Raw genomic sequence first — 22,087 nt, forward strand, 5'->3', positions numbered from 1 at the left:
AAACTTTTGCTCTGAAATTTTGCTGAACTTTTGATACTTATTTTTTAGTTTCATATTAGGAGCTTATCAGGTTTTTTGATGATTTTGCTTCCTAAGCCCCATCATTAAACCAGGTCATGACTACAACATCGCAGTAGTTTTGGATACTTCGGGTAGTATGGCAAGTTACAAAACTTCTACTGGTGAAGCCTATATCGAGATTGCCCGTAAATCGTTGCTGAAGTTGGCACAAGATTTTGCGGATCATGACGGTAATTTGAATGTGACCTTGTTTGCCTTCGGCACGACTGCTAAGCAAGTGATTACACTCAATAACTTGACTGAATCGAATGTTGACCAATTGGTAGCGAAGATTGAAGGCTTGGTAGCAGGTGGGGCAACCAACTATGACCACGTATTCCGTGAAGCAGCGACTTGGTTTAACCAAGTATCAGGCAATGGTTACAACAACGTAACTTACTTCCTGACTGACGGCCAGCCGACTACTTGGGGCAATACCGGTATGGTAACTAACCGAGGCTACCTGACCCAAACTGACGTGGATAAAGCATTGGAAAGCTTTGCTAAATTGTCAGCAGTGTCTGATGTTCACGCAGTAGGCTTCTCGCAAGGTATTCAAGAAAGAATGTTGAACTTCTTTGACAATACCGTAGCAGAAGGTAATTCGGTGCAATACGATAGCTTTGGCTTTGTGACCGACTATAAGTCGCCTGTAAACTACAGTGGCTCTGCAGGTGAAGCACAAGTCGTATCGACGCCCGAAGAGTTAGATGCAGCTTTGGAAAGCGGTACAGTTGAGCGCGTGTTGAACTCGGTATCTGGTGATACCTTGTATGGCGGCGAAGGTGATAATATCCTTATCGGCGACAGCATCAACACCGACCACCTGAGCTGGACAAACGGCATTACTGGTATCCAGCATACTGCCGGCACACACGACGGTATGGGCGCCCGCGCGTTGACCGAATACATTAAGTGGACGGAAAACAACGGCAGCGATGCAACCCAAGAGCAAATTGGCGATTATGTTCGTGAGAACTGGGTTAAATTGCTGGACGACCGTATCGATGGTGGTAACGACACCTTAGTTGGCGGTTCTGGTAACGACATCTTGTTTGGCGGTGCCGGCAACGACACCTTGACCGGTGGCGAAGGTGCGGATCAATTCGTATTCTTGGCCAACAGCAACAGCGGTCACGATGTGATTACCGACTTCGAAGCCGGCGTGGATAAAGTGGTATTTGCCGACTTGGTTAGCCCACAGCAGTTGGAAAACGCTGTTTGGGATGACGCGAACCACGTCTTGAGCTTTACCGGTGTGGCGAAAGATGGCCAAACTTACCAAAACAGCATTACCTTCCAAGGTCTGTCTGCTGGTGAGACACTGGAATCTGTGTTGCAAAACCACATTGAAACCTTGGGCTAATCAGTTAGCCTGTCAAGAAAGCCCTGCTGAAAAGCAGGGCTTTTTTTATCTGGATGATTTTGAACATACAATAGAGATCACCAAAAGGCCGTCTGAAACCCTATTCATTTAAAAAAGATTTCAGACGGCCTGAAACCTTTATAAAACGCCAGACCCACCAATAAAAAACAAAAAACGCCGTCATTCCCGTGCAGGCAGGAATCCATCTCAACGTTTAAGAACCCTGTTTTATTCAATAGAGCTTGCTATGCTGAAAAATGGATTCCCGCCTGCACGGAAATGACGGCGTTTTTTTATTCGCGGACGTTTAAAGAGATTTTGCAAAGGCCTCAGCTTGTCTGCCGATAAAAGCTAACTAAAAGGCCGTCTGAAACCAAATTTGTTTCAGACGGCCTTTTATCTTATTTGCTTTATTTAAACCATTTAGCCAATGCCGGAATGCGTGACAACAGTACAAAATCTAGCACTGCAATCACCACAATGGCGATGATGGCGGTTGGAAAAAGCATTGCCACCAGTAGAAGTGGCAATGCCATTGCCCAGCACACCGGTAATTCTGCTTTGCTTGATGGCGGATTCAAACCGACGGCGTGGCTCGGGCGACGCTTCCACCACATCACAAAGCCGCTGACACACATCAAAATCACCGCCAAACAAAATGCCACATTGGCCGCGACACTCCACCAGCCCAGCGTGCCCATGTGCAGGGCGATGCTGACCGCCATGAATTTGCCGAATGCGTTGTAATCATCGTAGTGGATGTCGGCCAACTGCTTGCCGCTGTATTGGTCGAGATGCACGGTTCGGTCGATAAACGGGCTGTTGGCATCGTAGCTCATCGAATCTTGCGACAGCGTCCACACGCCTGTTTCGCCTTGTGGCAGATTCAATTGATAGCGGCCTTGAAAACCAATTTCGCGTGCGTAGCGGTCAACCGTTTCCAGTGTCATCGGTTCGTCGGGGTGAATGCCGTCTGTGCCTAGAGTGGTGCCCGATTGCGGCATGGGCGTCAGCTCCAGCACCCATGGCACTTCTTTGGTTTTACCGTCATTTAATAACTCGCCGTAAGTCACGACATCAGATTCGGGGTTGGGTGCCACGCCCCATTTACCTGCCGGAAACTGGCTCCAAGCCTGCACCGCCTTACCGCCCCAAATACCGGCCCACGCAATGCCCGATAAGCAGAACAACAATAAAATCAGCGAAATCCACGCGCCGACTGCGCCGTGAATATTACGCCAAGCGGAGCGGCCGGAAGTGAGTTTCGGCAACAGCATATTTTTCAGACTGCCTTGTTTGCGCCACCATAAATAAATGCCGGTGATAATCAGCAAAATGGTTAACGATGCCGCGGTTTCCAATAAATAATCGCCAAACGTGCCGAGCAGAATATCGCTGTGGATTTCATCCATCAAATGATACCAATCCTGATTGCGCGGAAACACTTTTACTGGCTGCGCTGTGTAAGGATCAATCGCCACCATCATGGCCTTGCCGTCGTCGTTGACCCGAAATACTGCCACCATATCGTCGGTGCGCGGGGCAATGTATTGCACCACCGACGCGGTTTCCGACTGCAAGGCGCTGCGCGCCGCTTCGGCTTGCACCGACAAAGGTTGCACCACAGCTTGCGGGGTAACATGAATCCGTTCGCCTTCGCGGCCGCTGATGTTGGCAAACAGCAGCATGGCCAAGCCGGTGGCAGCCAGTAAGATTAAAAAAGGCGCGACAAAAAAGCCGGCATAAAAATGCCAACGCCACACAGTGAGATAACGGCGGTTGGCTGGTTGCGCCATATCCGGCGCGGTAGGGGTGGGGGTCATGTGGTTTCCCGTTGCATTAAAAGCGGGCTATTATAGTGATGGCTTGGTTGGCGATGAATACAATTACCATAAAAATGCGAACAAATCTGATATAAGACAAATTTATTCGCTAATATGGCTATATTCTGCTGAATTTAGAATATATATTCTTATTTTCAAACAAGGTTTGTTTTATCATTGATATTTCATATTTTATCTATGAGGCCGTCTGAAAATAAACCGTCAATCAGGGTTCAGACGGCCTTATAATCCATTATCATCTTTTATCTACTTGAGCCCGTGCCATGTTTTACCTTTATCAATCCAACCGTCTCGAATCGCTCGCCGCTTTGTTTAGCCGCATTCAGCAGCTTCAGCCCTTGAAACACGCGCTGACGGCGGAAGAAATTATCGTGCAAAGTCAAGGCATGCGCCGTTATTTGAGCAGCTATTTGGCGAAAGAACTGGGTGTGGCAGCCAACCTGAAATTCAGTCTGCCGGCCGGTTTGACATGGCGCTTGATGCGCGAGCTGATTCCCGACGTGCCTGCGCTCAGCCCATTTTCGCCCGAAGTGATGCGCTGGCGGCTGTTGGCATTGTTCCGCAGCGAAGCGTTTCAGACGGCCTCAGCATTTGAAATCGTGCGCGACAAGTTGCAAAGCTATTTACGCAGCGGCGAATCGGCGGATTATCATTTGGCCGGACAATTGGCCGATATTTTTGACCAATATTTGGTGTACCGTCCGCAATGGATTGATGCATGGCAGGAAGGCAAGCTGCTGGATTTGGGTGAAGACGAAATCTGGCAGGCGCAATTGTGGCGTTTTCTGGACGACGGCAGACAAACCGCGCCGCACCGCGTGGCCTTGTGGGAAACCTTGCTGGCCAATTTGTCGCCGCAAAACCTGCCCGAACGCTTTTTCGTGTTCGGCATATCCACTATGGCGCCGATGTATTTGCAGCTTTTGCAAGCCATTTCAGAGCATTGTGATGTGTTTGTGTTCGCGCTCAATCCGAGCGAGCAGCATTGGGGCAATGTGATTGAAGCGGCGCAAATTTTGAAAAGCAGCGATGATGTCGATTTGAGCCAAACCGGCCATCCGCTGCTGGCTTCATTGGGCAAGCAGGGGCGTGATTTCTTTGATTTTCTGTCGGAAATCGAGATGGAAACGCCGGTGTACGAAACGGCAAGCAGCGGCGAAGCGACCTTGCTGCACCGTTTGCAAAACGACATTCGAACCTTATCGCTGCCGTCTGAAAACGAGGCAGAAAAGGGCGATGCGCTGCTTTCAGACGGCTCTGTCCGCGTGGTGTCGGCACACAGCCCCTTGCGTGAGCTGCAAATTTTGAAAGACCAACTGCTGCACATTTTGCACGAGCATCCCGATTGGCAGCCGCACGACATCGCCGTGCTGACCCCGAATATCGAGCCGTATAGCCCGTTTATCGAAGCCGTGTTCGGCCGCGCGGCAGACGGCACGCAAGCCTTGCCGTATTCCATTTCCGATGTGAAGCTCAGCCGCCGTCAGCCGCTTTTTTACGCGTTGGAACAAGTATTGGCCTTGCTGGAAAGCCGCTTTGAAGTGGATAAAGTGCTGCCGCTGCTCGACAGCCATTTGGTGCAAAACCGCTTTGAAATCAGCGAAGAAGATTTGCCGCTGCTGCACGACACCATCGCCGAACTCAACGTGCATTGGGGTTTGGATGGCAAGATGCGCGGCGCGGCGGATGATTTGTTTACTTGGCAGCAGGCTTTGTCGCGCTTGGTGCTGGGCTGGATGCTGCCCGCAGGCGGCGACGGCATGTGGCAAAACGTCAGCGCGTGGCACGGCGATGTCAACCAATTGGCCGTGTTCAGCCGCTTCACCGCTTTTATGCAGACCTTGGCTAACACCGCGCAAACATGGCAAACCGCCACCACAGTCGATGAATGGATTGAACGCATACGCCAATTGCGCGACGGCTTATTTGCCTTGGGCGACGACGACCAATACGCCGCGCAGCAATTCGAGCAAGCCTTGGTGAAATGGCAGGAAGAAGTGGCATTATCAGGGTTTTCAGACGGCCTGTTGCCGCAGCACACCGTTATCCGCCACATCAGCCGCTTTTTGAGCAGCGAGAGCCAAGCCGGTTTTTTGCGTGGCGGCATGACCTTTTGCAGCATGGTGCCGATGCGCAGCCTGCCGTTTAAAGTATTGTGTTTATTGGGTTTGAATGATGGCGATTTTCCGCGCAACACCAAGCCGACCGTGTTCGACTTGATTGCCAAACACCCGAAAAAAGGCGACCGCGCCCGCCGTGATGACGACCGCTATCTGTTTCTCGAAGCCATCATCAGCGCGCGCGAGATTCTGTATTTGTCGTATGTCGGCCGCAGCATTGTCAACGATGCCGAGCTGGCGCCATCGGCCTTATTGAGCGAACTCATCGACACCATCGCCGAAATGACCGGAAAACGCAGCAAAGATTTGCTGGCAAACTGGGTGTGCCAACATCCGTTGCAAGCCTTTTCCACGCGCTATTTCCAATTGCAAGATTCTGTCAAGCTCATCAGCACACGCAGCGATTACGCCCAAGCCCTGAACGAAGCGGCACACAGGCCGTCTGAAAAAATGGCACCGTTTTTCAAGCAACCTTTGGGCAATGAAGCCGAACCGCCTGCTATCGTCACGCAAAACGAATTTATCGGCTTTTGGAAAAATCCGGTCAAAGCATGGCTGCGCCAAACCTTGGGCTGGCGCGAGCCCTATCGCGATGAAGCATGGGAATCGGCTGAGCCGTTCGAGCCGGAGCAGGGCGAAAAAATTGCCGATGCGTATCTGGAAGCGCGCCGGCAGCGGCAGGATTTTGCCAGCGTTGAAACCAAGCTCAATGCCGAGAGCCTGTTGCCTACCGGTGAACTGGGCAGCTTGTGGCAGCAGCGTTTCCAAGCCGCCGCCAAACAGCTCGACCAAGATTTGCTCGAAAGCCCGAAAGTACCGCCGGTGGCTTACGAATTGGTATTCGATCAGCAAACCCTAAGCGGCAGCCTGAACCATGTGTATCAATGCGGCCAAATCATGTTCCGCAACAAAAAGCTTAACGCCCCCGAGCGCATTGCCTTGCTGCTGGAGCATGTGTTGTTCAATGCCGTGAGGCCGTCTGAAAGCGAAAGCGGCCAAAGCTATTTTGTGTCGAACGATGAAACCGTGGTCTATCCCGAAATCGACCGCCACACCGCCCATGACATCCTGCAAACATGGCTCGAATACTACAACATCGGCCAACACCGCCCCTTGCCGTTTTTCGCCAAAACCAGCTTGGCTGCTGCCCAAGCCTACCTGAAAAAACAAGAATGGGAAGCCGCACAATCCGCTGCAGCGGGTGCGTATTTCGGCAACAAAATGAACCCGGGGCAGGGTAGCTATACCGAAGTGGCTTTGGTATTCGGCCACGATGATGAATCGCCGCTGGATACGCCCTTGTTTGAAAATCTGATTATTGAAATGTTGGTGCCGCTGCTGATTGCGGTTTCAACATCGAAAGAAGCATAAGTAGGCATGAGGCCGTCTGAAAGACGAAATCGGTTTTCAGACGGCCTTGTTTAATGTAAAAGTGTTTGGAAAAACTGCTTAAAAATTGTACAATCACAGCCCTTTCAAACACGGCGGCAACCATGCAAATCGGCGCATATTCCATTGACACCCCCATCGCACTTGCACCCATGGCAGGCATTACCGACAAGCCTTTCCGCCGTTTGTGCCGCGAGTTTGGCGCGGGTTGGGCGGTGTGCGAAATGGTCACCAGTGATCCCGAGTTGCGTCACACCAAAAAGACCTTACGCCGCAGCGATTTTTCCGATGAAAACGGCACGGTGGCGGTGCAGATTCTTGGCAATGTGCCTCAAGTGATGGCCGAAGCCGCGCGTTATAATGTTGAGCTTGGCGCACAAGTAATTGATATCAATATGGGTTGTCCCACCAAGAAAGTGTGTAATGTATTGGCGGGCAGCGCTTTGTTGCAAGATGAAAAACTGGTGGCCGAGATTTTGCAGGCAGTGGTGCAGGCGGTGAATGTGCCGGTAACCTTGAAAACGCGTTTGGGCTGGCACGACGACCATCAAAACCTGCTCACCATCGCCCAAATCGCCGAAGATGCCGGTATTGCCGCATTGGCGGTGCATGGCCGCACGCGCACACAGATGTATCAAGGCGAGGCGCGTTACGAATTGATTGCCGAAGCCAAAAGCCGTCTGAACATACCGCTGTGGGTCAACGGCGACATCACTTCACCGCAAAAAGCCGCTGAAGTGTTGCGGCAAACCGGTGCCGACGGCGTGATGATTGGCCGTGGCGCACAAGGCCAGCCGTGGTTGTTTCGCGATTTGAAACATTTCGCCGAACACGGCACGCTGCCCGAAGCCTTGCCGCTGAAGCAATGCAGCGACACCGTGCTCGCCCATATCCGCGCCATGCACGAATTTTATGGCGAACAAAGCGGCTTAAGAATCGCGCGCAAACACATCGGCTGGTATCTCGACCCCATGCCCGAAGGAATCGAAACCCGCCGCGAAATCAACCGCTTGGATTCCGCTGCGGCGCAGTATGATGCGCTGGCGGCTTATTTGGATAAACTACCTGAAAAGACCGATGCTTGGGTGTGTGCTTATCGTTGATTCATACAAATAGCGAATAAGCAAAGTGCCACCCTCTTCCTAGCCCTCTTCCACCAGACGGGAGAGGGGACAGGTTACTGTTGATGGATAAACTGCTGTTTGGCCGTTTGAAATTTTATTGAAACAGAATCTTTCAGACGGCCTCAATCAGATTGGTTACTTAATCGAGCTGTTCTTTGGCTCCGCTATCTCTGAAACTAGCGAATCCGTCCCCTCTCCCGTCTGGCGGAAGAGGGCTAGGGAGAGGGTGGTTCGATAAACAACGACACACCTTCAATGCCGTCAGAAACATCAAACACCCCATAAGGACAATCATGGATTTTTGGCAAGGTTTTTGGCTCATTACCGGCGTACATTTTTTGGCCTGCATGTCGCCCGGCCCTGATTTTGTGTTGGTGTCGCAGCAATCTTTAAGTCGTGGCCGTGCGGCAGGTTTGCTGACGGCGTTGGGCATTGCGCTGGGCTTTGGCGTGCACATCATTTATTCAGTGCTGGGTTTGGTGACTGTGGTGGCGCAATCGGCGACTTTGCTGACCGTGATTAAAATCGTCGGCGGCCTGTATCTGATTTATATCGGCTACAAAGGGCTGACAGCCAAAGCAGCGGGCGAAGTGGCCGAAATTCGTGCCGAAAAAATGGCAGCCGAGCCGGCGTGGAAAATCATTTGGCGCGGTGTGTTGTGTAATGTGCTGAACCCGAAAGCGGTGGTGTATATGCTGTCGCTGTTTACCGTGGTGTTGTCGCCGACCACGCCGCTGTGGCAAATGGCGGCTTACGGCGCTTGGATGACGCTGATGCTGTTTGTCTGGTTTGGTTTGGTGGCCTTGATGTTGTCGGTGCCGGCAGTCAACCGCCGTTTCCAGCGTTTTGGCCATTGGATAGACCGCGTGTGTGGCGGCGCATTGGCATTATTGGGGATTAAAGTGATGGGCGGTAGCTAGTGAGGCCGTCTGAAAACAATGTGAAAAGAAAAGAGCAAACGATGAAAACGCAAACAGTCGATATCGCGCAATGTGTGGCGCAAAATTTAAAACAATATTTCAAAGATTTGGCCGGTGAAACGCCGGTGGGCGTGTACGATATGGTGCTGCACCAAGTGGAAAAACCCATGCTGCAATGCGTGATGGACGAATGCAACGGCAACCAATCCAAAGCCGCCGCCATGCTGGGCTTGAACCGCAATACCTTGCGCAAAAAATTATTACAGCACGGGTTGCTGGACGATTAAAACCAAAACAGGCCGTCTGAAAACGATTATTGCGTTTTCAGACGGCCTGTTGACCATCCAAATAAACAGGGAAACCAAATGAGCATCACCATCTGCCCCATGCAGGAGACAGACATCGAACAAGTGTGGCCGCTTATGCGCGATTTGGCCGTGTTTGAACACTATATCGACAGCTTTGCCATCACACCGCAAATCGTGAAAGAGCGCGGTTTTGACAAACAACCGCCCGATTTTCACTGCTTGGTTGCCGATTCAGACGGCCTGATTGGCGGCATGTTGGTGTATTACTTTTTAAACTACACCGCGCAAAACCAACCGGCGGTGTACATCAAAGAATTATACATCACCGAAAATTTCCGCAACCAAAAAATCGGTGAAAAACTGATGCACGCTGTGTATGCCGAAGCCAAGGCCAAAGGCTGCGGCCAAATCAAATGGACCGTCGCCGCATGGAATGATGCCGGACAACGTTTCTACCAACGCTTAGGCGCGGCAGAAGACAAAGAATGGCTGAATTATGCGTGGAAAGTCGAGTAATCAACAGGCCGTCTGAAAACAGATTTTCAGGCGGCCTGTTGTGTATCGTTTGCAGCAAATTGTTTACAATTCCCACAAAAATAGCGCGGTCGATACTGCAAAAAAACGTAAAATAGGCGATAATACGGCCTGACCGATTTGCGCCGTCGCGCCCCTGTTTCAGACGGCCTCTTCGATTAACCCAACTCAAAAAGGAATCCGAATGGCAACCGTAAAACGTGCCCTGATCAGCCTGTCCGACAAAACCGGCGTGGTTGAATTTGCCCAAACTTTAACCCGACTGGGCGTGGAAATCTTATCCACCGGCGGTACTGCGAAATTATTGGCAGACGCCGGTGTTCCTGTTATTGAAGTGGCCGATTACACCGGCTTTCCCGAAATGCTCGACGGCCGCGTGAAAACGCTGCATCCGAAAATCCACGGCGGTATTTTGGGTCGCCGCGATTTGCCTGAGCATGTCGCCAAAATGGAAAAACACGGCATCGGCAACATCGATTTGGTGTGTGTGAACCTGTATCCGTTTGCCGCCACCATCGCCAAGCCGAATTGCACGCTGGAAGATGCGATTGAAAACATCGACATCGGCGGCCCGACCATGGTGCGTTCTGCCGCGAAAAACTGGAAACACGTTGCCATTGTCACCGATACCGCTGATTTTGCCGACATCGCTGCCGAATTGGAAAACAACGGCGGCGCATTGAGCGACAAAACCCGTTTCAACCTGTCGCGCAAAGCCTTCAGCTACACCGCGCAATACGACGGCATGATTTCCAACTACCTGACCGCCTTGGCCGACGACAAATTGAGCGGCGAGCCGGCAGCGGGCGATTTCCCGAGCCAGTTCAACCAAAGCTGGATTAAAGTGCAAGACATGCGCTATGGCGAAAATCCGCACCAAAAAGCCGCATTCTACCGCGACCTGTATCCGGCAGCCGGCAGCTTGAGCGCCTACCGTCAATTGCAGGGCAAAGAATTGTCGTACAACAACATCGCCGATTCCGATGCCGCTTGGGAAGCCGTAAAATCCTTCGACCAACCGGCCTGCGTGATTGTGAAACACGCCAATCCGTGCGGCGTGGCCGTGGCTGCCAACACCTTGGATGCCTACCGTTTGGCCTATGCCACCGACACCACCAGCGCGTTTGGCGGCATCATCGCCTTCAACCGCGAAGTGGACGGCGCAACGGCGAAACAAATCACCGACAACCAATTTATGGAAGTGTTGATGGCGCCGGCGTTTACCGACGAAGCCTTGGAAATCGTTGCCGCCAAGAAAAATGTGCGCGTATTGGAAGTGCCGTTGGAAGAGGGCGCGAACCAATTTGAATTGAAACGCGTCGGCGGCGGCTTGTTGGTGCAAACGCCTGATATCCACAAACTCACCGCAGCCGATTTGAAAGTCGTGACCAAACGCCAGCCGACTGAACAAGAGCTCAATGATTTGCTGTTTGTGTGGAACGTGGCCAAGTTCGTGAAATCAAATGCCATCGTGTTCGGCAAAGGTGGCCAAACCTACGGCATCGGCGCCGGCCAAATGAGCCGCGTGGATTCTACCCGCATCGCTGCCCGCAAAGCGCAAGACGCAAATCTGGAATTAAACGGTGCGTGTGCCGCATCGGATGCTTTCTTCCCGTTCCGCGACGGTATTGATGTGATTGCCGAACAAGGCATCAAAGCGATTATCCAACCGGGCGGCTCTATGCGCGATGAAGAAGTGTTCGCCGCTGCCGACGAACACGGCATCGCAATGGTGATTACCGGTGTGCGCCATTTCCGCCATTAATGTGATGTGAAAGAAAGGCCGTCTGAAAACCATTAGGTTTCAGACGGCCTTGTTGTATGTAGGGCGGGTGTAAACCCGCCATTTTGAAATGTGAATCGTGATGAAAAAGCAGTTTTGAAAATGATGGGTTAACACCCATCCTACAAAATAAAAAAAAATGCCGTCTGAAAACCCTTTCAGACGGCATGGATTGTTTGTTCTGCCTTAGAACACGTTACGCAAAATCAGGAAGCAGACTACCGAGAGCATCGCGGCAGACGGCAGGGTGATGACCCAAGCCAAGCCGATTGGTTTCATCAATGCCCAGTTGGCGTTGCGGTTGACCAAGCCGATGCCCAATACCGCGCCGACCAGAATGTGTGTGCTCGATACCGGCAAGCCCAATAACGACGCACCCATCACCACCGAAGCGGCGGCCAATTCGGCGGTAAAGCCGGAAGCAGGGTGCATTTCGGCCAAGTTGGTGCCGACGGTTTGAATCACTTCTTTACCGATAAACCACAGGCCGACAATCAGGGCGATACCGAATGTGAGCATCGCTACGGCAGGTACAGGCGATTCGGAACCGATTTCACCGGTGCGCAACACGTCCATAATCGCGGCGAACGGACCGATGGCGTTGGCGATGTCGTTGGCGCCGTGGCTGAAAGCGAAGCCGGCAGCGGTAAACACTTGCATCCATGAGAACATCAAAAATGTGGATTTGCCCAAGTCTTTGCGTTTCAAGGTTTTGGCGTAAATAAAGGTTGCCATCCACACCGCCGCACCAATCATACCGATTATCAGGAAGTTGCCCACTGTGCCGATGCCTAAGTGTAGGTTTTTCAAGCCTTTGAAAATCAGCATAGAAGCAATCATCATTGCGCCAACCGAAGCAATCAGTGGCACCCAAGATTGCAGCGCTTTGTAGGTATCGATGCTGTTTTTACGGCTGTCTATTTCATGCAAACCTTTGTAGTAGGCCGATTCCAGCTCTTTCGGGTCTAAATCCGGGTCTTCATAAATCTGTACGTCACGCGCCATGGCCGAGGCGGCTTCGATTTTGTCGTGTTCGCTCAAGCGCTCGAAAGCTTCGCGGTGTTGCTCTTTATACAGTTTTTTCTCGTGCTTGATTTGTTTCAAGCGCTCATCGGCAGCGGTGTTGTAATCCAGCACATATTTTTTGATTTGCGAAAACAACACATACGACACCAAACCGCCCAACACCGGCGACAACACCCAAGAAATCGCGATTTGCGCCAAGCGGTCCCACTGCAGCAGCGAGAAAGCATCCGAGCCGCTGCCCAAGAAACCCAAACACAAACCACTGCCGACGATACCGCCGATAATCGAGTGCGTGGTCGATACCGGCCAGCCTTTTTTAGTGGCAAACAGCAGCCACAAAGCGGAAGCAAGCAGGGCGGACATCATGATGTAGACAAACTGCATAGGCTCCAGATCCATCGCTTTTAAGTCGATGATGCCTTTGCGGATGGTGGACGTCACTTCGCCACCGGCAATCACCGCGCCGCTGACTTCAAAAATCGCCGCCACCAATAAGGCTTGCGTGATGGTCAGCGTACCGGCGCCGACCGATGTGCCGAACGAGTTGGCCACGTCGTTGCCGCCGATGTTAAACGCCATAAATACGCCGAACAAAGTCGCCAATAAGAACAGCATGGTGTGGTTGCCGTTGGTATAGCCCATGCCCCACACGATAAAGTAGCCGACCGCGCCGATGAGTAATGCGGCGAATATGGCATTGATTTTTTTAACACTTGCATCAGAAGGAGCCGTGCCCATGATTTTTCCTTATAATAAAATGGAAGCTGTTTGAAACCGCTGCTACTTTAGCGATGTTTTGTGACAGTTCTGTGACAATGTTAAATTTTGTTGATTGCTGTGGTTTTAAAGGTGTTGTATTTGGCGATAAATTAGAAAACTTGATGGAAATACAAATTATTATGAAAAAATTGATGATGATAACTGTGTTAACTTTTGTACTGGCCGGATGCAGCCATACCCACACCGGCGGCTTTTTTGGTGCGTCTAATAACGGCACAGCAGGCGGGGTGACGCAGTCTTTTCGTTGGTAATCAATCATTTTAAAGGCCGTCTGAAAAAGACGGGTAACAAAATGGCTCAAAATCAAACACACACTTCAACATCCACTTGGCGCAGCCGCATGAGCGCGCTCGGGCCGGGTATTTTGATGGCTTCTGCGGCCATCGGCGGCTCGCATTTGATTGCGTCCACGCAGGCCGGTGCGCTGTATGGTTGGCAGCTGGCTTTAATCATCATCTTAACCAACTTGCTGAAATATCCGTTTTTCCGCTTCAGCGCGCACTACACCATGGATACCGGCAAGAGCTTGGTGCAGGGCTATGCCGAGAAAAGCCGCTTTTATTTATGGGTGTTTGCGCTGCTGTGTTTCGTTTCCGCAACCATCAGCACCGGCGCGGTAGCAGTGGTGACGGCGGCGATTATCAAAATGGCCTTGCCGAATCTTGGTTTGGAAACCGGCGTGATTGCTGCCTTGATTATGCTTTCCTGCCTGCTGATTTTGGTGAGCGGCCAATACCGCGCACTCGACCGCGTATCCAAAACCATTGTCGCCAGCTTGGCAGTGGCAACCGTGATTGCGGCCGGTATCGCCATGTCGCGCGGCATGCAGATGCAGCCTGATTTTATCGAGCCGACCCCGTGGACGCTCGCGGGCTTGGGCTTCATCATCGCCTTGATGGGCTGGATGCCGGCGCCGATTGAAATTTCCGCGATTAACTCTTTGTGGGTGACGGAAAAACAAAAGATCCAACCTTCCAGCTACCGCGACGGCATTTTCGACTTTAACGTCGGTTTCTATACCAGCGCGGTGTTGGCGGTGGTGTTTCTGGTGTTGGGCGCGTATGTGCAATACGGCAACGGCGAAGCCGTGCAAATGGCCGGCGGCAAATACATCGGCCAGTTGATCAATATGTATGCCGTAACTATAGGCGAATGGGCGCGCCCGCTGGTGGCGTTTATCGCATTTGCCTGTATGTACGGCACCACCATCACCGTGATTGACGGCTACGCTCGCGCCGTATCGGAATCCGTGCGCCTGATCCGCCATAAAGACAGCGTGCGCAAAGGCGAATTGTTCGGCTGGTATTTGTGGGTTGCCGGCACCGGCTTGGCGCTGATTTTGTGGTTCAACAGCGCGATGGCCGAATTGCTGAAATTTGCCATGATTTCCGCATTCTTGGCCGCACCGGTGTTCGCATGGTTGAACTACCGCTTAGTAAAAGCCGACAAAAAACACAAACTCTCCAAAGGCATGGAAGCCTTGGCGATTGTCGGTTTGATTTACTTGGTGGGTTTTGCCGTGCTGTTCCTGCTGAATTTGGGTGGGTTTTTAGGTTAAGTTGCCTGAAGCATACAAAGGCCGTCTGAATGTTTCAGACGGCCTTTTGTGTATTTTTTAATTGCCACCATATCAATCTGCTTTATATAATTTAAAAACAATAAGCACACAACAGGAGAAAGAATATGGATTTGAATCAAGCATTTGAAGCGTTGGGAACGCAAAACGACATCACCGTCGGCGCGGATTGGTTTCAAGGCCGTTCGCTGTTTGGCGGGGTAACGGCGGCTTTGATGCTGGTGAAGCTGCAGCATATTTTGGACAAACCGCGCCGCCTGCGTTCGTTGACGGTAAATTTTGTCGGCCCCATCAATGCTGCAGAAGCCGTGCATTTGGATGCACGCATATTGCGGGTGGGGAAATCGGTGGTACAGGGCGAAGTGCATTTGACACAGGGCGGTGAGGTGTTGGCGGTGTTGCTGGCCAGTTTTGGCGAAGCGCGTGAATCAAAAGCGGTTCAGACGGCATCAACGCCTGCGCCGACATGGCAGCCGCCGCAGGGTTTGCCGATCCAGCGTGATTTGGGCGGTTTGGAATTGGCGTTTCTTCATTATTTGGATTTGCGCTGGGCGCAAGGGGCGCAGGCGTTTAGCGGGGCGGAACGCGCTTCGTTTGGCGCTTATACGCGTTTTCAAAACCAACAGGGCGAGTTTACCTTGGCGCACTTGGTGGCATTGGCCGACGGTTTCCCACCTGCACCTGCCGTATTGATTGACGGCATCGCGCCGATGAGCAGCCTGACTTGGACGCTGGAATTGCTGCACGAGCCACAAGACATCACGCTGGATGATTTCTGGCAATACGAAGTGCATACCGATTATGCGGCGGAAGGCTACGGCCACACCGAAGCGCGGATGTGGGATAAAAACGGTGTGTTGACGCTCATCAGTCGCCAGACCGTCACCGTTTTCGCTTAAGATTTCAGGCCGTCTGAAAGGTTAAGTGACAATAATTTCATAAGTAATATGATTGGGAAAGAAGCCGTCTGGAATGTTTTCAGACGGCCTTTTTATATCAATTTACATGATAATAAAATGATGAAAAATAAAGCATATTTCAACCATTTCTGTAATTTTGTAAAAATTAAATCATTTAAAATCATAAATTTAAATTAATTTTTGGGCAGATTTGTGTAAATTCTATTTGCAAGGCTTGAAATGTCAATTTAGTTGATATTATACTCAAGCCATGTCCTAACAAACACCCGAATCATATAGAGGAGAGAAACCATGTCATACGAAAACCGCTGGCAGACAGTGAAAGTGGCCGTAGAAAACCAAATCGCGTGGGTATCGTTCAACCGCCCCGACAAACGCAATGCCATGAGCCCGACGCTCAACCGTGAAATGGGCGATGTGTTGGAAGTGTTGGAGCAGGATGCCGATGTCGGCGTGGTGGTGATTACCGGCGAAGGTAGCGCGTGGACGGCGGGCATGGATTTGAAAGAGTATTTCCGCGAAACCGACGGCCTGCCGGAAATTGCCCAAGAAAAAGCCCGCCGCGAAGCGTGCAAATGGCAATGGCAGATGCTGCGTTTTTACAATAAACCGACCATTGCGATGGTAAACGGCTGGTGTTTCGGCGGTGCGTTCTCGCCGCTGGTGGCTTGCGATTTGGCGATTGCTGCTGATGAAGCCGTGTTCGGTTTGTCGGAAATCAACTGGGGCATTCCGCCGGGCAATTTGGTGAGCAAGGCAATGGCAGATACCGTCGGCCACCGTCAATCGCTGTATTACATCATGACCGGCGAAACCTTCAACGGCAAACAAGCCGCCGAAATGGGCTTGGTCAATAAGAGCGTGCCACTGGCTGAATTGCGTGCCGAAGTGGAAAAATTGTGCCAAACGCTGCTAGAGAAAAATCCGGTGGTGCTGCGTTATGCGAAAAACGGTTTCAAACGCTGCCGCGAGCTGACTTGGGATCAAAACGAAGATTACTTGTACGCCAAGCTGGATCAGTGTCTGTTCCGCGATCCGGAAGGCGGCCGTGCGGAAGGTATGCGCCAGTTCTTAGATGAAAAATCCATCAAACCGGGCTTGCAGACTTATAAACGATAAGGTTGAATAGGCCGTCTGAAACTTTTTGTGATGAAGTGACGTAGCTTTGTGATGACAAGCCACTCTCTCCCTAACCCTCTCGCCGCGCGGAGAGGGGACAGATTGTGAAAGCGTTGCAGTTTCCTTAACATACAAAAAGATTCATTCAAAGCAATCTAAATATTGATGCCGTCTGAAACCTTTCAGACGGCCTGAGACAACAGGAGAATTTCATGAATCAAGTCAATTTGTTTATCAATGGTGAATCGCGTCCGGCAGCGGACGGCCAAACATTCGAGCGTTTCGGCCCTTTAAGCGGTCAAGCGGCGACGGTGGCGGCGGCCGGTAAGGCGGCGGATGCCAATGCGGCGGTGGAAGCGGCAGCAAAAGCGTTTCCGGCTTGGGCTGCATTGCCGCCGGGCGAAAAGCGCAACCGTTTGCTCAAAGCGGCGGATTTGTTGGCTTCGCGCGCGGAAGAGTTTGTCAAAATCGGTATCGACGAGATGGGCTCGAGCGGCGCGTGGTATGGTTTTAACGTGCATTTGGCGGCTAATATGCTACGCGATGCGGCGGGTATGGTGACCCAGATTCAAGGCAATGTGATTCCGAGCGATGTGCCAGGTCGTATGGCCATGGGCATGCGTGTGCCGTGCGGCGTAGTGGTGGGCATGGCGCCTTGGAATGCGCCGGTGATTTTGGCGACCCGCGCGCTGGCGATGCCTTTGGCGTGCGGTAACACGGTGGTGTTGAAAGCATCGGAAAATTGTCCGGCCACGCATGAATTGCTGGTGCGCACCTTGAGCGAAGCCGGTTTGGGCGAAGGCGTGGTGAACTTGGTGACCCACAGCGCGGAAGATGCGCCGGAAGTGGTGTCGGCATTGATTGCCCATCCTGCGGTAAAACGCGTCAACTTCACCGGCTCGACCCATGTCGGCAAAATCATCGCCAAACAATGCGCCGAATACTTGAAACCGGTGGTGTTGGAATTGGGCGGCAAAGCGCCGGTGATTGTGTGCGAAGACGCTGATTTGGACGAAGCGGCCAATGCGATTGCGTTTGGCGCGTTCTTCAACCAAGGCCAAATCTGCATGAGCACTGAGCGCGTGTTGGTGCATGAAAGCGTGGCCGACGACTTGATTGGCCGTCTGAAAGCGAAAATAGACGGTTTTGTCACCGGCGACCCGCGCCAACAAGTCCACATCGCTCATGTGGAAAGCAAACGTTCGGCCGACCGCATTTTGGCGATGGTGCGCGATGCGGAAGAAAAAGGTGCAAAAGCAATTACCGAATACCAAGTCAATGGCACCGCCATCAGCCCGATTCTGCTCGACGGCATTGCGCCGGGCATGCAGCTTTACACCGAGGAATCGTTCGGTCCGGTGTGTACGCTGGAGCGCGTGAAAGACGATGAAGAAGCGATTGCCAAAGCCAACGATTCCGTGTTCGGCTTGTCGGCTGCCGTGTTCAGCCGCGATTTGGGTCGTGCGATGGCGATTGCGCAGCGCATTGAAAGCGGCATCTGCCACATCAATTCGGCTACTGTTGACGATGAAGCACCGATGCCGTTTGGCGGCGTGAAAGACAGCGGTTACGGCCGCTTCGGCAGCAATGCGTCGATTAATGAATTTACCGAATTGTGTTGGATTACCGTACGGAGCACGCCGAAACATTATCCGATTTAAGCATCCATTCAGACGGCCTTGACAATAAAACCAGTGACAAACGCAACGAGGCCGTCTGAACATCAAAGCAGAGGAGAAACTGCATGAACACCACATCTTATCTCGATTATCCCATCCGTCCGGTCAAGCTGGGCGGCCATGAAGTGGGCGTGCGCGAAGAGGGCGGCACGTTTTACATCCATCCCAAAGAAACCTTAAAACCTTATCCTGAAGTCTTGTCGCAGCGTTTGTATGAAAACGCCGAAAAATATCCCGACCGCGTGTTTGTCGCCCGCCGAGGTGCAGACGGCCAATGGCAGAAATACACCTACGCGCAAACGCTGCAAGCCGTGCGCAACATTGCCCAAGCCTTGATGCCGTATCAATTGTGTGCCGAGCGGCCGCTGATGATTTTGTCGGAAAACGCCATCGAAACCTTCCTGCTTAATTTCGGCGCGATGGTAGCGGGCATGCCGCATGCCTATGTGGCACCGGCTTATTCGCTGGTGGCCAACAGCCCCGACAAGCTGCGCTATGTGATTGACACGCTCACGCCGGGTATGTTTTTTGCGGGCGACGGCAAAGGTTTCAGACGGCATCTGGAAGCCTGCGGCCAGCTCGACAAACCGATTATCACCACCACCGGCGATTTAGACGACCATGCCTGCCTGAAATTTGACGATTTTCTCAATACGCCGGCCACCGATGAAGTGGAGCAGCGTCACGCAAAGATTCAGGCCGACGATATTGCCAAATTCCTGTTTACTTCCGGTTCGACTTCGTTGCCAAAAGTGGTGCCGACCACACACAGAATGCTGTGCAGCAACCAGCAAATGCTGCGCCAAACCTTGGCCGTGATGGAAGACGAGCCGCCGGTATTGGTGGATTGGCTGAGCTGGCATCACACTTTTGGCGGCAGCCACAATTTAGGCATTGTGCTGTACAACGCCGGTACGTTCTACATCGACGACGGCCGCCCGACGCCTGAGCGTTTCCCCGAAACCATCCGCAACCTGAAAGAAATTTCGCCGACCATGTATCTGAATGTGCCGGTGGCGTGGGCGCAACTGGCCAATGCCTTGCAAGACGATGCCCAATTGCGCGACACCTTTTTCAGAAATGTGAAGCTGTTTTTCTTTGCCGGAGCGGCTTTGTCGCAAGATTTGTGGCAAAAACTTTCCGACATCAGCTATGCCCATTGCGGTGAACGCATCCGCATCATGGCCGGTTTGGGCATGACCGAAACCTCGCCTTCCTGCACCTTCACCACAGGGCCATCAAATTTGGAGGCCGGTTTTGTCGGTTTTCCTGCGCCGGGTTGCGAGGTGAAGCTGGTGCCGGCAGATGACAAACTCGAATTGCGTGTGCGCGGCCCGCATGTGATGCGCGGCTATTGGCGACACGAAACACCGCGCGGCAGCTTTGACGAAGAAGGTTTCTACTGCACCGGCGACGCCGTGCGCCTGCTCAATCCCGACAACATCGAAGACGGTTTGGTGTACGACGGCCGCATCGCCGAAGATTTCAAACTGATGACCGGTACATTCGTCAATGTGGGCGAATTACGCAACCGCATTCTGATTCACGGCAATGAGTTGATTGAAGACGTGGTGTTGGTGGGAGAGGGCAAAGACGAAATCGGCGTGTTGGCTTTCCCGAAACCGACCGTTACCCACCGCAAAAGCGGTTTGCCTGATGCCGATTGGCACGATGTTTTGTTGAGCGAACCGGTGCAGCAATGGTTTGCGGACTTTATGGCCAGAATCAACAAAGGCTACAGCGCCAGCTCGAAACGCATTGCGCGGCTGTATCTGATGGAAGAAGCCGCCGACAGCACCGTGGGCGAGAAAACCGATAAAGGCAATCTGAACCAGCGTTTGTTGCGTAACCGACGTGCGCAGGAAATCGAAGCCTTGTATGGCAGCGTGGAAGATCCGCTCCGCTTTGTGGCGCCGTGAATTTTTTCAGACGGCCTTGAGATTTGTCATAAGGCCGTCTGAAAAATCAAACCAAAAATAAATCAATAAATACATGAAATAAAAGGAGAACATGATGTCAACTGAGGGAAGAACCATACAAAACAGTGCCAAAATCACGTTGGCACTGTGTTTTATTCTGGCGCTGATGGAAGGCTTCGACCTGCAATCGATGGGCGTGGCCGCACCGATGATGCGCGAATCCTTCCAGCTTGATCCGAGGCAGTTGGGTTGGGCGTTTTCGGCGGCGACGTTGGGCACGCTGCCGGGCGCATTGCTGGCCGGTAAATTGGCCGATATGTATGGCCGTAAGCCGATTTTGATTGCCAACACGGTTTTGTTCGGCATCATGTCGGTGTTGACGGCGCATGCTTATTCTTTTCCGCTGCTGTTGGGCGCGCGTTTCTTAACCGGTTTGGGTTTGGGCGGTGCGCTGCCGATTCTGATTACCATGGCCACGGAAGCAGTGAATCCGAAATGGCGCGGCACGGCAGTAAGCATTATGTATTGCGGCGTGCCGGCCGGTGGCATCATTACGTCGCTGGTGGCGATTTCAATGGCCAAGCAATTCGGCTGGGAATCGATTTTCTACGTCGGCGGTTTCGCGCCGTTGTTGTTGGTGCCGATTATTTGGTTTTGGCTGCCGGAATCGAAAGCCTATCTGCAAAGCAAACTGGAAGCCGAGCAGCGCAGCTTTTCCATCGGCCATATTTTGTTCGGTGAAGGGCGTATTTTCGGCACGCTGCAATTGTGGGTGAGCTTTTTCTGCACGTTGATTGTGCTGTATGTGTTGCTCAACTGGCTGCCGACGCTGTTTGCCAACCAAAATTTCAGTCGCGAAGAAATCAACTATGTGCAAATCGGCTTTAACGTGGGTGGTGTGATCGGTACGCTGGTGTTGGGCTTGTTCTTGGACAAACTCAATATCAAAGCCGTAGTGGTGTTGATTTATGCCGGTATGCTGGCCGCGCTGTATGCGCTCTCGTCCGGTAGCGAATTGGGCAGCATCATCGCCGCGACTTTGGCTTGCGGTATGTTCATCATCGGCGGACAAGGTACGCTCTACGCGTTGGCCGGTATGTTTTATCCGGCGGCCATCCGCGGCACGGGCGTGGGCACGGCGGTGGCAGTCGGTCGCGCCGGTTCGTTTGCCGGTCCGATTTTGGCAGGTTTGATTTTGGGCGCGGGGCAATCGAGCTCGGCCGTGATCAGCGCCGCCATTCCGGTGATTGCCGTGGCTTTTGTCAGCGCGTTTATCTTGGTGTTGCGCTTTAAGAAAACACAAGAAGCCAAAGCTTAATGCCCCGGCCTGTTTTCAGACGGCCTTCAGCATAGAAAGGCCTTACATTCGCCTAACAAGTGCAATTTCCAATAACAGAAAAGGCCAGTATGCGGTAGTATACTGCCTTTCCTGACAAGAAAGATTGCAATATGGCCTACACACAACTGACCTCACACCAAAGATACTACATTTCCAGACATTACCGCAACCTACCCCTAAACCAAATCGCACAGAACATCGGTTGTCATCCCGCCACCGTCAGTCGGGAAATCAGACGGCATTCCGTCAACGGAACCTACTGTTACCGAAAAGCACAACAG

Annotated in this window: 17 protein-coding genes; 14 read left to right on the plus strand and 3 right to left on the minus strand. The window is 52.2% G+C overall.

Annotation, left to right across the window (positions count from 1 at the left end; all coding sequences use genetic code 11):
* Positions 1-127 precede the first annotated feature (127 nt).
* Positions 128-1,426: a VWA domain-containing protein gene (locus tag CRG49_RS13765; RefSeq protein ID WP_304528867.1), complete on the plus strand. Its 1,299-nt coding sequence runs from the start codon at positions 128-130 to the stop codon at positions 1,424-1,426.
* 410 nt (positions 1,427-1,836) lie between these two features.
* Here the strand turns inward: CRG49_RS13765 and CRG49_RS07505 are convergent, their stop codons facing one another.
* Positions 1,837-3,222: a PepSY-associated TM helix domain-containing protein gene (locus tag CRG49_RS07505; RefSeq protein WP_369832023.1), complete on the minus strand. Its 1,386-nt coding sequence runs from the start codon at positions 3,220-3,222 to the stop codon at positions 1,837-1,839.
* A 311-nt stretch (positions 3,223-3,533) separates the two neighbouring features.
* Here CRG49_RS07505 and recC point away from each other — a divergent pair, with 311 nt between their 5' ends.
* The 6 genes from recC to purH all read left to right on the plus strand — a co-directional run bounded on the left by recC (position 3,534) and on the right by purH (position 11,430).
* Positions 3,534-6,761 carry an exodeoxyribonuclease V subunit gamma gene (gene recC / locus CRG49_RS07510; protein WP_095501975.1) on the plus strand — a complete coding sequence of 1,076 codons (3,228 nt, stop codon included), beginning with the start codon at positions 3,534-3,536 and terminating at the stop codon, positions 6,759-6,761.
* A 122-nt stretch (positions 6,762-6,883) separates the two neighbouring features.
* Positions 6,884-7,882, plus strand: a complete 999-nt coding sequence (gene dusB, locus CRG49_RS07515; protein ID WP_095501974.1) for a tRNA dihydrouridine synthase DusB — start codon at positions 6,884-6,886, stop codon at positions 7,880-7,882.
* Between the two features lie 314 nt (positions 7,883-8,196).
* Positions 8,197-8,823 (plus strand): LysE family transporter, encoded by a 627-nt coding sequence (locus tag CRG49_RS07520; protein WP_095501973.1) that lies wholly within the window; start codon positions 8,197-8,199, stop codon positions 8,821-8,823.
* A gap of 41 nt (positions 8,824-8,864) precedes the next feature.
* On the plus strand, positions 8,865-9,110 hold the full coding sequence (locus CRG49_RS07525) for a Fis family transcriptional regulator (RefSeq protein ID WP_095501972.1): 246 nt from the start codon (positions 8,865-8,867) through the stop codon (positions 9,108-9,110).
* Positions 9,111-9,188: 78 nt separating this feature from the next.
* A complete protein-coding gene (locus CRG49_RS07530) occupies positions 9,189-9,647 on the plus strand; it encodes a GNAT family N-acetyltransferase (protein ID WP_095501971.1) in 459 nt (152 codons plus the stop codon).
* 202 nt (positions 9,648-9,849) lie between these two features.
* Positions 9,850-11,430: a bifunctional phosphoribosylaminoimidazolecarboxamide formyltransferase/IMP cyclohydrolase gene (gene purH / locus CRG49_RS07535; protein WP_095501970.1), complete on the plus strand. Its 1,581-nt coding sequence runs from the start codon at positions 9,850-9,852 to the stop codon at positions 11,428-11,430.
* Positions 11,431-11,634: 204 nt separating this feature from the next.
* Here the strand turns inward: purH and CRG49_RS07540 are convergent, their stop codons facing one another.
* On the minus strand, positions 11,635-13,212 hold the full coding sequence (locus tag CRG49_RS07540; protein ID WP_195714673.1) for an inorganic phosphate transporter: 1,578 nt from the start codon (positions 13,210-13,212) through the stop codon (positions 11,635-11,637).
* Positions 13,193-13,513: a hypothetical protein gene (locus CRG49_RS13155; RefSeq protein ID WP_154143213.1), complete on the minus strand. Its 321-nt coding sequence runs from the start codon at positions 13,511-13,513 to the stop codon at positions 13,193-13,195. The genes CRG49_RS07540 and CRG49_RS13155 overlap by 20 nt, the downstream gene beginning before the upstream one ends.
* 33 nt (positions 13,514-13,546) lie before the next feature.
* Between CRG49_RS13155 and CRG49_RS07550 the strand changes: the two genes are divergently transcribed.
* The 7 genes from CRG49_RS07550 to CRG49_RS13855 form a co-directional block, all read left to right on the plus strand.
* Positions 13,547-14,812 carry an Nramp family divalent metal transporter gene (locus CRG49_RS07550; RefSeq protein ID WP_095501978.1) on the plus strand — a complete coding sequence of 422 codons (1,266 nt, stop codon included), beginning with the start codon at positions 13,547-13,549 and terminating at the stop codon, positions 14,810-14,812.
* 125 nt (positions 14,813-14,937) lie between these two features.
* Complete coding sequence (locus CRG49_RS07555; RefSeq protein ID WP_095501968.1) at positions 14,938-15,729, plus strand: acyl-CoA thioesterase II; 792 nt, start codon at positions 14,938-14,940, stop codon at positions 15,727-15,729.
* 312 nt (positions 15,730-16,041) lie between these two features.
* Positions 16,042-16,869 carry a p-hydroxycinnamoyl CoA hydratase/lyase gene (locus CRG49_RS07560; RefSeq protein ID WP_095501967.1) on the plus strand — a complete coding sequence of 276 codons (828 nt, stop codon included), beginning with the start codon at positions 16,042-16,044 and terminating at the stop codon, positions 16,867-16,869.
* A gap of 212 nt (positions 16,870-17,081) precedes the next feature.
* A complete protein-coding gene (locus CRG49_RS07565; RefSeq protein WP_095503761.1) occupies positions 17,082-18,530 on the plus strand; it encodes an aldehyde dehydrogenase in 1,449 nt (482 codons plus the stop codon).
* An 83-nt stretch (positions 18,531-18,613) separates the two neighbouring features.
* Positions 18,614-20,467, plus strand: coding sequence for a feruloyl-CoA synthase (locus CRG49_RS07570; RefSeq protein WP_095503762.1), 1,854 nt, complete (start codon positions 18,614-18,616; stop codon positions 20,465-20,467).
* A 94-nt stretch (positions 20,468-20,561) separates the two neighbouring features.
* Positions 20,562-21,785 (plus strand): 3-(3-hydroxy-phenyl)propionate transporter MhpT, encoded by a 1,224-nt coding sequence (mhpT, locus tag CRG49_RS07575; RefSeq protein WP_198515153.1) that lies wholly within the window; start codon positions 20,562-20,564, stop codon positions 21,783-21,785.
* 131 nt (positions 21,786-21,916) lie between these two features.
* On the plus strand, positions 21,917-22,087 hold a 171-nt coding region (locus CRG49_RS13855; protein ID WP_157807888.1), incomplete at its 3' end, for a helix-turn-helix domain-containing protein.

The organism is Neisseria sp. N95_16, assembly GCF_002551535.2.
GTDB classification, from domain to species: domain Bacteria; phylum Pseudomonadota; class Gammaproteobacteria; order Burkholderiales; family Neisseriaceae; genus Neisseria; species Neisseria brasiliensis.

Coding starts and splice junctions, on each gene's coding strand:
- CRG49_RS07530 (WP_095501971.1), top strand. CDS start 9,189: ATGAGCATCACCATCTGCCCCATGCAGGAGACAGACATCGAACAAGTG.
- CRG49_RS07525 (WP_095501972.1), top strand. CDS start 8,865: ATGAAAACGCAAACAGTCGATATCGCGCAATGTGTGGCGCAAAATTTA.
- CRG49_RS13155 (WP_154143213.1), bottom strand. CDS start 13,513: ATGATTGATTACCAACGAAAAGACTGCGTCACCCCGCCTGCTGTGCCG.
- CRG49_RS07505 (WP_369832023.1), bottom strand. CDS start 3,222: ATGGCGCAACCAGCCAACCGCCGTTATCTCACTGTGTGGCGTTGGCAT.
- CRG49_RS07565 (WP_095503761.1), top strand. CDS start 17,082: ATGAATCAAGTCAATTTGTTTATCAATGGTGAATCGCGTCCGGCAGCG.
- CRG49_RS07560 (WP_095501967.1), top strand. CDS start 16,042: ATGTCATACGAAAACCGCTGGCAGACAGTGAAAGTGGCCGTAGAAAAC.
- purH (WP_095501970.1), top strand. CDS start 9,850: ATGGCAACCGTAAAACGTGCCCTGATCAGCCTGTCCGACAAAACCGGC.
- CRG49_RS07550 (WP_095501978.1), top strand. CDS start 13,547: ATGGCTCAAAATCAAACACACACTTCAACATCCACTTGGCGCAGCCGC.
- mhpT (WP_198515153.1), top strand. CDS start 20,562: ATGTCAACTGAGGGAAGAACCATACAAAACAGTGCCAAAATCACGTTG.
- CRG49_RS07520 (WP_095501973.1), top strand. CDS start 8,197: ATGGATTTTTGGCAAGGTTTTTGGCTCATTACCGGCGTACATTTTTTG.
- CRG49_RS07570 (WP_095503762.1), top strand. CDS start 18,614: ATGAACACCACATCTTATCTCGATTATCCCATCCGTCCGGTCAAGCTG.
- CRG49_RS07555 (WP_095501968.1), top strand. CDS start 14,938: ATGGATTTGAATCAAGCATTTGAAGCGTTGGGAACGCAAAACGACATC.
- dusB (WP_095501974.1), top strand. CDS start 6,884: ATGCAAATCGGCGCATATTCCATTGACACCCCCATCGCACTTGCACCC.
- CRG49_RS07540 (WP_195714673.1), bottom strand. CDS start 13,212: ATGGGCACGGCTCCTTCTGATGCAAGTGTTAAAAAAATCAATGCCATA.
- recC (WP_095501975.1), top strand. CDS start 3,534: ATGTTTTACCTTTATCAATCCAACCGTCTCGAATCGCTCGCCGCTTTG.